The organism is Streptomyces sp. B1866, assembly GCF_031932565.1.
GTDB lineage: Bacteria > Actinomycetota > Actinomycetes > Streptomycetales > Streptomycetaceae > Streptomyces.
Map to the genome: position 1 here is coordinate 44,685 of NZ_JAVSCF010000011.1, position 10,316 is coordinate 55,000.

9 protein-coding genes and 1 tRNA gene are annotated in these 10,316 nt (G+C 73.2%); 9 read left to right on the forward strand and 1 reads right to left on the reverse strand.

From position 1 onward, the window contains the following. The first annotated feature begins 129 nt into the window (after nt 1–129). Together RKE29_RS03760 and RKE29_RS03765 are read left to right on the forward strand one after the other, a co-directional pair. On the forward strand, nt 130–324 hold the full coding sequence (locus RKE29_RS03760; RefSeq protein ID WP_312003562.1) for a helix-turn-helix domain-containing protein: 195 nt from the start codon (nt 130–132) through the stop codon (nt 322–324). Continuing rightward, nucleotides 321–1,784 (forward strand): tyrosine-type recombinase/integrase, encoded by a 1,464-nt coding sequence (locus RKE29_RS03765; protein ID WP_312003563.1) that lies wholly within the window; start codon nt 321–323, stop codon nt 1,782–1,784. Before RKE29_RS03760 ends, RKE29_RS03765 begins: the two co-directional genes overlap by 4 nt. Nucleotides 1,785–1,917: 133 nt before the next feature. Here the strand turns inward: RKE29_RS03765 and RKE29_RS03770 are convergent. Then, nucleotides 1,918–1,989, reverse strand: a tRNA-Arg gene (locus tag RKE29_RS03770). Nucleotides 1,990–2,342: 353 nt separating this feature from the next. Here RKE29_RS03770 and RKE29_RS03775 point away from each other — a divergent pair. From RKE29_RS03775 to RKE29_RS03805, 7 genes are all read left to right on the forward strand, one after another. Further along, entirely contained in the window at nt 2,343–2,774 is a 432-nt protein-coding gene (locus RKE29_RS03775; protein WP_312003564.1) for a response regulator, read from the forward strand. Between the two features lie 110 nt (nt 2,775–2,884). Beyond that, nucleotides 2,885–3,934: an ArgS-related anticodon-binding protein NrtL gene (gene nrtL, locus RKE29_RS03780; protein WP_312003565.1), complete on the forward strand. Its 1,050-nt coding sequence runs from the start codon at nt 2,885–2,887 to the stop codon at nt 3,932–3,934. A gap of 33 nt (nt 3,935–3,967) precedes the next feature. After that, nucleotides 3,968–5,359 (forward strand): diaminopimelate decarboxylase, encoded by a 1,392-nt coding sequence (gene lysA / locus RKE29_RS03785; protein WP_312003566.1) that lies wholly within the window; start codon nt 3,968–3,970, stop codon nt 5,357–5,359. A 115-nt stretch (nt 5,360–5,474) separates the two neighbouring features. Next, on the forward strand, nt 5,475–6,767 hold the full coding sequence (locus RKE29_RS03790; protein ID WP_312003567.1) for a homoserine dehydrogenase: 1,293 nt from the start codon (nt 5,475–5,477) through the stop codon (nt 6,765–6,767). A gap of 91 nt (nt 6,768–6,858) precedes the next feature. Next, nucleotides 6,859–7,953, forward strand: coding sequence for a threonine synthase (thrC, locus tag RKE29_RS03795; RefSeq protein ID WP_312003568.1), 1,095 nt, complete (start codon nt 6,859–6,861; stop codon nt 7,951–7,953). Nucleotides 7,954–8,482: 529 nt separating this feature from the next. After that, on the forward strand, nt 8,483–9,397 hold the full coding sequence (gene thrB, locus RKE29_RS03800) for a homoserine kinase (RefSeq protein WP_312003569.1): 915 nt from the start codon (nt 8,483–8,485) through the stop codon (nt 9,395–9,397). Between the two features lie 386 nt (nt 9,398–9,783). Then, nucleotides 9,784–10,316, forward strand: a 533-nt coding sequence (locus RKE29_RS03805) for a Rho termination factor N-terminal domain-containing protein (protein WP_312003570.1), incomplete at its 3' end; no start/stop codon positions are given.

A 10,316-nucleotide genomic window follows, 5' to 3' on the forward strand; every position in this document is an offset into this window, starting at 1 on the left:
TTACCCCATCCGCTACCACGATCATGCCCCTGACCAGGGCGGTAGCGGAGGTAGCGGAAGTAGCGGACCTGACAGAACAAGGGCCACCACCCTTGAGTAGAAGATCAAAACTGAAGAGAGGACAGCGGCATGAGCGCCCGCAGGGTGGACGAGAAGATGACCGTCCAGGAGGTCATTGCCGATCTGAAGGTTGCCCCGTCGACCTTCTATCGGTGGCGCCAGCTAGGAAAGGGACCCCGCTCGATCAAGCTCCCGAACGGCGACGTACGGATCAGGCGGTCGGAGTACGAGCGTTGGCTCACGGAGCGCGAGGACGCTGCGTGAACGCTGAGAACGACACCCCGGCCGGGCGCCCTCGCGGATCAGCCCGGCCGGGCTACACCTTCGACGTCAGGCTGTGGAAAATCTCCAAGACCGGCCGTAAGTCCCGGCCATGGCGCCTTCGTTGGGTGGTGGCAGGCCGGGTTTGGGGCGATACGTTCGCCACGTACCCGCTCGCCGAAAGCCGACGCAATGAGCTGTGGCACGTCATGAACCGGCGCGGTGAAGCGTTCGAGATTGAATCGGGACTGCCGGAGTCCGAGGTGCGCGCGGCGGCCGAAGCCGCCGAAGCAGCGGACGCTGAACCGCCGTTGCGATGGTTCGAATTCTGCCGGAAGTACGTCGCCGGACGGTGGCGTACAGGCGCGGCCAAGTCCCGTGAGGGCATGGCGGACGGTCTTGCCGCCGTGACGCTCGCCATGGTCAAGCGGGGGGACGGCGTTCCCGACGACGAGGCGCTTCGGCTGGCTTTCAGGTGGGGGGTCGTGCCCGCGAACGCGGGAGAGGAGCCGCCAGCCGAACTCAAGGCCGCGTACGACTGGGTAACGACGGCAGACCGGCCCGTGGAGGATCTGGCTGACCCCGGGGTGTTCGAAGACGTGCTGTACCGCCTCAGCTACAAGCTGGACGGCACCCCGGCGGCGGGCGACACGTACAAGCGGCGGCGCCGCGCCCTGAACACCGCCCTTGAACACGCCGTGGTCGCGGGGGAGCTCCCGGAGAACCCGCTTCAGCGCGCCCGTCGGAAGCACGTCGGCTCGAACGACGTGGTGGACCGCCGCGTCCTGGTGAACGCCGTACAGGCCCGGCAGTTGCTCATGGCCGTCTCCTACGTGGGGTCGTGGGATCGTTGCCGTGGGCGGCGCTTGGTGGCCTTCTACGCGGTTCTGTACTACGCGGGGCTGCGGCCCGCTGAAGCGGTCGGACTGCGGCGGTCAGACTGCCACCTGCCAGACACCGGTTGGGGCACCCTGACGCTTCGCGAAACACGCCCCGTCTCCGGGAAACAGTGGACCGACTCCGGGGAGCGGCATGACCGCCGGGGCCTCAAGGCGCGGGAGGCGACCAGCGACCGGCCGGTGCCCATTCCGCCTGTCCTGGTCGCCATCCTTCGGGCGCACCTGGACGGGTTCGGGACCGCCAAGGAAGGGCGCGTGTTCGGCAACGAGCGCGGGGGAGTGGTGGGCTCGTCCACCTACTGGCGAGTGTGGGAGGAAGCGCGGGAGTACGCGCTTCCTCCGGAGCGCGTCGACTCGCCGTTGGCCGGGCGCCCCTACGACCTGCGGCACGCCTGCATTACCCGGTGGCTGAATGCGGGGGTGCCGATCGCTGAGGTGGCCCGGCGGGTCGGCAACTCGCCTGAGGTGATCCACCGCCGGTACCACGGCTGTATCGACGGTCACGAGGAAGCGGCGAACGCGAAGATCGCAAAAGCGCTGGAGGAGGAGGGCGACACAGTCTGACGAGCGTGTCGGAGGTGTGTCGCGAACAGCGAGAGACAGCAAGAAGGAGTGGGAGCCAGTGGGACTGGCTCCCACTCTCCCGCATCGGCATTCAACCTGGTCAGAGCCTGGTTTTTGCTGGCTGACCCGTGAGTGCCCCCGGCAGGATTCGAACCTGCGCACACGGCTCCGGAGGCCGTTGCTCTATCCCCTGAGCTACGGGGGCGTCCCGCCGCCGTTCCCGGCGACGAGTAGAACACTATCAGCTTCCACAGGGTGCTCATGAACAGATAACGGCCGGTCGCGGACCGGCGGCGGTCGAGGGGATCGGGCGAGGCGGCGGCCGCTTTCGAGGGCTCGCGACGGCGGGGTCGGGGTGGCGGGGGCGGGGGCTGGAGTGGCAGGGCCCGGGGAGGTCCCCGCCCCCATACCGCATCCGGCCGTCCNGGTCCCCGCCCCCATACCGCATCCGGCCGTCCGCGTCGCCCCGTCCGGGGAAAGGTCCCCCGCACGGGGCAGAAGTAGGCAAAAGCCAGGCGCGGGCGGCGTGGCGCGCCTACTCTGCGAGGTGTGCATGGCGTGTCCGGCCGGGTCCTTGTGGTCGATGACAACAAGGTCATCCGGCAGCTGATCAGGGTCAACCTGGAGCTTGAGGGCTTCGAGGTCGTGACCGCCGCCGACGGTGCCGAGTGCCTGGAGATCGTGCATCAGGTGCGTCCTGACGTGATCACCCTGGACCTGGTGATGCCCCGGCTGAACGGGCTGCATACCGCCTCCCGGCTGCGGTCCGACGCCCGTACGAGCCACGTGCCCGTGGCGATCGTCAGCGGGTGTACGCGGTCCGAGGTCGAGGTCGGGTGGGTCGCCGGGGTGGACGCGTTTCTGGCGAAGCCGTTCGACCCCGCCGAGCTGGTCCAGCTCGTGTGGCGGCTGCTGCGCGACGGGACCCGCGGGACCGGGGTGGAGGGGGCGCCCGGGGGCGCCGAGCCGGTCGTCGGGCCCACCGGGTGAGGGACCACGGCTGAGGGGCGCGGCGGTCGGCGCGGTGCGGGGTGGCGGCGGCGACCTGCCGGGCGAAAACGGTTCGATTCAGCGTCCCCCTTGTCCCATACCCTTGTTCCGTGACCCCCGCCCAGCTCTCCGACATCGTGCTGCGCACCGTGCGTCAGCTCGTCGAGGCCGACGAGCTGCGCGTGCGGGTGCCGGAGCGGGTCGTCGTCCAGGCGCCGCCCCGGCCGGGTGCCGGGGACTACGCCACGAACGTCGCCCTCCGGCTCGCGCAGGAGAGTCCCTCGGGCGCGCGGGAGATCGCCGAGGTGCTGCGGCGGCGGCTGGTGGGCGCGGACGGGGTCGCCCGCGTCGACGTCGCCGGACCCGGGTTCCTCAACATCACCCTCGATGCCGCCTGCCACGGCCGGCTCGTGCGCGCCATCCTCGATCAGGGGGCGGGCTACGGATGGGTCTGCGCGGTGTCCGGGACCCCCGGGGGGCCCGCGCGGGTTCCGGGTGAGGGGGATTCCGCCGCCGTCTTCCTCCGGTCCGCCTCCGGATCCGAAGGCGAGGACGCCGAGCCCCGCGCCGCCCTCGTCCGCGAGGTGCTGGCGCGGCTCTCCCGGGTCCGCGGCCACGCCCCCCGCCGCCCGCCCCTCCTCCGGCCCGCCGGGATGACCGGCGAGGGCCTGCTGCGCCTCCTCGGGCCCGACGCCGCCCGGTGGGCCCTGCTGGGTACGCCCCTGGCCGAGCCGCCGCGCCTCGACCCCGGCGCCCTCCTCGCCCAGCGCGAGACCAACCCCCTCTTCCGCGTCCGGTACGCCCACGCCCGCACCCGCGCTCTCCTGCGTAACGCCCGTGACCTCGGCGTTCCCGAGGAGCCCGAGGCGGCGTACGGCTACCCGCACCCCGCCGAGACCGGGCTGCTCACGCTCCTCGGGGACGTCCCCCGCGTGCTCGACGCCGCCGCCCTGCGGTCCGCCCCCGACCGGCTGGCCCGGCATCTCGAAGCCGTGGCCGACGCCTTCTTCCGCTTCCACGACACCTGCCTGCTCCTGCCGCGCGGCGAGCAGAAACCTTTGGCCGCGCACCGCTCCCGGCTGGCCCTCGCCGAGGCCGCCGGGACGGTGCTCGGCTCGGGGCTGCGCCTGCTCGGCATCGAGGCGCCCGACCATCTGTGACAACCCCCCTGTGACCAGCGAGAGAGTGCCAGCATGAGCCGATCCGCCCACCCCGCCGGGCCCCGCCACGCCGACGTCCTGCCCGAGGGGCACGTCACCGCCCCGCCCGCCGACCTCAACCGGCTCGACCCGCGCGTGTGGGCCCGTACGGTCACCCGCGACGCCGACGGGGTCGCCACCGTCGGCGGCATCGACGTCAAGCGGCTCGCGGAGGAGTTCGGCACGCCCGCGTACGTGCTGGACGAGGAGGACTTCCGGGCCCGCTGCCGGGCCTGGCGGGAGGCGTTCGGGGCGGACGCGGACGTGTTCTACGCCGGCAAGGCGTTCCTGTGCCGCGCGGTGGTGCGCTGGCTGCGCGAGGAGGGGCTGAACCTCGACGTGTGCTCCGGCGGCGAGCTGGTCACCGCGCTCGCCGCCGGCATGCCCGCCGAGCGGATCGCGCTGCACGGCAACAACAAGAGCGACGACGAGATCCGGCGGGCGGTCGAGGCCGGGGTCGGGCGGATCGTGCTCGACTCGTACCAGGAGATCGTGCGGGTGGCGCACGTCGCGCAGCGGCTCGGCCGCCGCCAGCCCGTGCTGATCCGCGTCACCGTCGGCGTGGAGGCGCACACCCACGAGTTCATCGCGACCGCCCACGAGGACCAGAAGTTCGGCATCCCGCTGGCCGACGGGCAGGCCGCCGAGGCGGTGCGGCGGGTGCTGCGGCTGGACAGCCTGGAGCTGCTCGGCCTGCACTCGCACATCGGCTCGCAGATCTTCGACACCTCCGGCTTCGAGGTGGCCGCCCACCGCGTCGTCGGCCTGCTGCGCCGGATCCGCGACGAGCACGGCGTGGAGCTGCCCGAGATCGACCTCGGCGGCGGCCTCGGCATCGCGTACACCTCCGCCGACGACCCGCGCGAGCCGCACGAGATCGCCAAGGCGCTCGGCGACATCGTCACGGGCGAGTGCGAGAGCGCCGGGCTCGCGGTGCCGCGGCTGTCGGTGGAGCCCGGCCGGGCGATCGCCGGGCCGACCGCCTTCACGCTGTACGAGGTGGGCACGGTCAAGGAGCTGCCGGGCCTGCGCACCTACGTCAGCGTCGACGGCGGCATGTCCGACAACATCAGGACCGCGCTGTACGACGCCGAGTACTCGGTCGCGCTGCTGTCCCGTACCTCCGACGCCGAGCCGGTGCTCTCCCGCGTGGTCGGCAAGCACTGCGAGTCCGGCGACATCGTCGTACGCGACGCCTTCCTGCCCGCCGACCTCGCGCCCGGCGACCTGATCGCAGTGCCCGCCACCGGCGCGTACTGCCGGTCCATGGCCAGCAACTACAACCACGCGCTGCGCCCGCCCGTGGTCGCCGTCCGCGACGGCGCGGCCCGCGTCATCGTGCGGCGGGAGACGGAGGAGGATCTGCTGCGGCTCGATGTCGGCTAGCAAGAAAGAGGTCTCGGATACTGGAACGAGGATAGAAACTTGCGTCCAGTGGGTGAGACTGGAGCGTCAGGTGGACGCCGGGGTGGCCCGGATGGACAAGGGATAGCGAGGTCGGATGATGCGTACGCGTCCGCTGAAAGTGGCGCTGCTGGGCTGCGGTGTGGTCGGCTCCCAGGTGGCCCGCCTCATGACGACGCACGCTGACGACCTGACCGCGCGGGTCGGGAGCCCGGTCGAGCTGGCCGGGATCGCCGTGCGCCGCCCCGCGCGGGTCCGCGAGGGCGTGCCCGCGGAGCTGGTCACCACCGACGCCACCGCGCTGGTCAAACGCGGCGACATCGACGTCGTCATAGAGGTCATCGGCGGTATCGAGCCCGCCCGCACCCTGATCACCACCGCCTTCGAGCACGGCGCCAGCGTGGTGTCCGCCAACAAGGCGCTGCTCGCCCAGGACGGTGCCGCGCTGCACGCCGCCGCCGTGGAGCGCGGCGCCGACCTGTACTACGAGGCCGCCGTCGCGGGCGCCATCCCGCTGCTGCGGCCGCTGCGCGAGTCGCTGGCCGGCGACACGGTCAACCGCATTCTGGGCATCGTCAACGGCACCACCAACTTCATCCTCGACCGCATGGAGTCCACCGGCGCCGGCTACAGCGAGGCCCTGGACGAGGCCACCGCGCTGGGCTACGCCGAGGTCGACCCGACCGCCGACGTGGAGGGCTTCGACGCCGCCGCCAAGGCGGCCATCCTCGCCGGGATCGCCTTCCACACCCGCGTCACCCTGGACGACGTGCACCGCGAGGGCATCACCGAGGTCACCGCCGCCGACATCGCCTCCGCGCGGCGCATGGGCTGCACGGTCAAGCTGCTGGCCATCTGCGAGCGCACGCCCGACGGCCGGTCGGTCACCGCCCGTGTGCACCCGGCGATGATCCCGCTGACCCACCCGCTCGCCTCGGTCCGCGAGGCGTACAACGCCGTCTTCGTGGAGGCCGAGGCCGCCGGCCGGCTGATGTTCTACGGGCCGGGGGCCGGGGGCGCGCCGACCGCCTCCGCCGTCCTGGGCGACCTCGTCGCCGCCTGCCGCAACAAGCTCGCCGGGGCCACCGGCCCGGGCGAGTCGGCGTACGCGCGCCTGCCGGTCAGCCCCATGGGCGAGGTGGCCACGCGCTACCACATCAGCCTGGACGTCGCCGACAAACCGGGCGTGCTCGCGCAGGTCGCCGCGGTCTTCGCGCAGCACGGCGTGTCCATCGACACCGTCCGCCAGCAGGGCAAGGCGGGCGAGGCGTCCCTGGTCGTCGTCACCCACCAGGCCACCGACGCCGCCCTGTCGGCCACCGTGGAGGCGCTGCGCCGCCTCGACACGGTCCGCGGGGTGGCGAGCACGATGCGGGTCGAGGGCGAGTGAGGGCCGCCGCGGGCGGCACGCGTACGGGCGTAAGGGGTGCGCCGGCCGCCGGGCCGGGCGGGCCAGGACACCAGAAGAGCAAGAGGACATCATGAACGCTGTCGCCGACGCCGGGCCTCGAATGTCCGGCACCCGCCAGTGGCGGGGCATCATCGAGGAGTACCGCGACCGGCTTCCCGTCACGGAGGCGACCCCGGTCGTCACCCTGCGCGAGGGCGGCACGCCGCTCGTTCCCGCGCCGGTGCTCTCCGAGCGCACCGGCTGTGAGGTTCATCTCAAGGTCGAGGGGGCGAACCCCACCGGGTCGTTCAAGGACCGTGGCATGACCATGGCCATCAGCGCCGCGAAGGAGGCCGGCGCGCAGGCCGTGATCTGCGCGTCCACCGGCAACACCTCCGCCAGCGCCGCGGCCTACGCGGTACGGGCCGGAATGGTCTGCGCCGTCCTCGTGCCGCAGGGCAAGATCGCGCTCGGCAAGATGGGCCAGGCGCTGGTGCACGGCTCGCGCATCCTCCAGGTCGACGGCAACTTCGACGACTGCCTGCGGCTGGCCCGCGGCCTGTCCGAGCGGTACCCGGTGGCGCTGGTCAACTCGGTCAACCCGGTCCGTATCGAAGGGCAGAAGACCGCCGCGTTCGAGATCGTGGACATGCTCGGCGACGCGCCCGACATCCACGTGCTGCCGGTCGGCAACGCCGGGAACATCACCGCCTACTGGAAGGGCTACACCGAGTACGCGCGTGACGGCCTCGCCACCCGCACCCCCCGCATGTGGGGCTTCCAGGCGTCCGGCTCGGCGCCCATCGTGCGCGGCGAGCCGGTGAAGGACCCGCGCACCATCGCCACCGCGATCCGCATCGGCAACCCCGCGTCCTGGGAGCTGGCCGAGCGGGCCCGGGAGGAGTCCGGCGGCTTCATCGACGAGGTGACCGACCGCCAGATCCTCGCCGCCTACCGGCTGTTGGCCGCCCAGGAGGGCGTGTTCGTGGAACCCGCCTCGGCGGCGAGCGCGGCCGGCCTGCTGAAGGCGGCCGAGCGCGGCCTGCTCGACCCCGGCCAGCGGGTGGTGTGCACGGTGACGGGCAACGGCCTGAAGGACCCGGACTGGGCGGTGGCGGGCGCGCCGCAGCCGGTCACGGTCCCGGTCGACGCGGCCGCCGCCGCCGAACGGCTCGGGCTGGCCTGACCCGGGCCCGGCCGGCCCCGCCGTCGGGTCCGGCCCGGCCCCGGGCGCTACGGGCCGGACCCGCGCGCCGGGGCCGCCGCCTCGCCGTACGCGCGGGCGGGGCGCTTGGCCGTACGCGCGCGCGGGGCGCCCCGCGGCGGCTCCCGGTCGTACCGGCCGGTACGGGCGGGTCCGCGCGGCCCGTACGAACCGGCTCGAACGACCCCCGGCTCCCAGGTGTCCCATCCGGCGTCCGCCGTCACACCGAGGCCCTCACCAGCGGGACCGGCGCGGGCCAGCGTGCGGGTCGGCGGGGGCGCGCGGCGCCGCGGGCGGGTGGTGGCGGGCCGTGGAAGGGAGTGCGACACGCATCGTGCGCCTGCTGTGCGCCCTATGTCGCCACAGAACCTTCCTTCGATAGGCTGTACTGAATCCGCCCCGCCGCAGATCTGTCGAGCCTGCGCGGCGTCGCCGTACTTCCCGTTACGGCCCCCGCGGTTTTCGTACCTCTTCGAGCAACCTCACGGCACACAAGGAGAGTCATCGAACGATGGCCGGTCCCGCGTTCCGCGCCGCCGCCGTCCGGGTTCGCGTCCCCGCAACGAGCGCCAACCTCGGCCCCGGATTCGACGCCTTCGGCCTGGCCCTGGGGCTCTACGACGACGTGGTGGTCAGGGTCGCCGACTCCGGTCTGCACATCGACATCGCAGGTGAGGGCGCGGACACCCTGCCGCGGGACGAGAGCCACCTGCTGGTGCGGTCCCTGCGCACCGCCTTCGACCTGCTGGGCGGGCAGCCGCGCGGCCTGGAGGTGGTGTGCGCCAACCGGATCCCGCACGGCCGGGGCCTGGGCTCGTCGTCCGCCGCGACCTGCGCGGGCATCGTGGCCGCCCGCGCGGTGACCATAGGCGGCGCCGAGCGGCTGGACGACGCCGCGCTGCTGGAGCTGGCCACCGAGATCGAGGGCCACCCGGACAACGCGGCCGCCTGCCTGCTCGGCGGTTTCACCCTGGCCTGGTCGGAGGCGGGAGCCGCCCGGGCGATCAGACTCCAACCCTCGGACTCCATCGTTCCGGTGGTCTTCGTGCCCGGTTCGCCGGTGCTGACGGAGACCGCCCGCGGGCTGCTGCCGCGCACCGTCCCGCACGTCGACGCGGCCGCGAACGCGGGCCGGGCCGCCCTGCTCGTGGAGGCGCTGACCAGGCGCCCCGAGCTGCTGTTCGCGGCCACCGAGGACCGGCTGCACCAGGAGTACCGCGCCCCGGCGATGCCCGAGAGCGCGGCGCTGGTGCACCGGCTGCGGGCCGACGGCGTGCCCGCGGTCATCTCCGGCGCGGGCCCCACGGTGCTCGCGCTGGTCGAGGACGGCGCGGCCGACAAGGTCGCGCGGCTGGCGGGCGAGGGGTGGGCGGCCAACCGGCTGGCTCTCGACGCCGAGGGAGCGAGCGTCCTGCCGCTCACCTGATCGACATGAGTGCCCGGCTTCGGAGAGGGGGAAATATTTGTTGGATCGGGTAGTGTTAACCTCAAGTCTGCACTGGATGCCTCCCGGACATACTCGGAGGCGAGGTGCTCGGTGTCCCCATCCGGGACCACCCTTCTTCCGGGAGCCTCCACGACTGCCCTCAGCAGCCTGTCTGAGCAGCGTCGAGCACGCTCCGGAACCGGCGTGACGGACCCAAGGTCCCGTTCCGTACGTCGCGTCGGACCCAATGAACTGATCTCTCCCGCCGCTCCTCCAAGCGGCGGACCACCGCCCCGGCCCGGTCCGTGACCGCGCGGACCCAGCCGGACAGCACGACCGGTCGCCGAGCCAGACAGGCCGACGCCCGCTCCAGGGAAGGACCCTTCGTGAGCGACACCACCGATCTGATGGGCGTGAACGCCGCCGGCACCTCCGACAGCCCTGACAGCACTGTCGGTCCTGCTGCCGCGCCCGCCACGGACGCGCCCGCCGCGCCTGCCACCGGTGCTGCCACGGGCACTGCCTCGCGGCGCCGCCGCTCGGGCACCGGCCTCGACGCCATGGTCCTGGCCGAACTCCAGCAGCTCGCCTCCAGCCTTGGGATCAGGGGCACCGCGCGCATGCGCAAGGGCCAGCTGATCGAGGTCATCAAGGAGAGGCAGGCCGGAGGCCCGGCCGCGCCCGCCGCCGAGGAGGCCGAGGCCAAGCCGAAGCGCCGCGCGACCTCCCGGGCCCGTACGGGCGACGACGGCGACGCCGTGGCGGCCCCCGCTGCCCAGGACCAGGGCGCGCAGCCCGCGGCCGGACCGGCCGACGGTGCCGGGCGGATCGCGGGTCAGCAGCAGATCGACATCCCCGGCCAGCCGGCCGACGGCGAGCAGCCCGCCGCCGAGCGCCGCCGCCGGCGCGCGACCGCGCC

Excerpts from the sequence above, each read along its gene's own strand:
- RKE29_RS03760 (WP_312003562.1), top strand. The coding sequence starts at position 130 with ATGAGCGCCCGCAGGGTGGACGAGAAGATGACCGTCCAGGAGGTCATT.
- lysA (WP_312003566.1), top strand. The coding sequence starts at position 3,968 with ATGAGCCGATCCGCCCACCCCGCCGGGCCCCGCCACGCCGACGTCCTG.
- RKE29_RS03790 (WP_312003567.1), top strand. The coding sequence starts at position 5,475 with ATGATGCGTACGCGTCCGCTGAAAGTGGCGCTGCTGGGCTGCGGTGTG.
- thrC (WP_312003568.1), top strand. The coding sequence starts at position 6,859 with ATGAACGCTGTCGCCGACGCCGGGCCTCGAATGTCCGGCACCCGCCAG.
- thrB (WP_312003569.1), top strand. The coding sequence starts at position 8,483 with ATGGCCGGTCCCGCGTTCCGCGCCGCCGCCGTCCGGGTTCGCGTCCCC.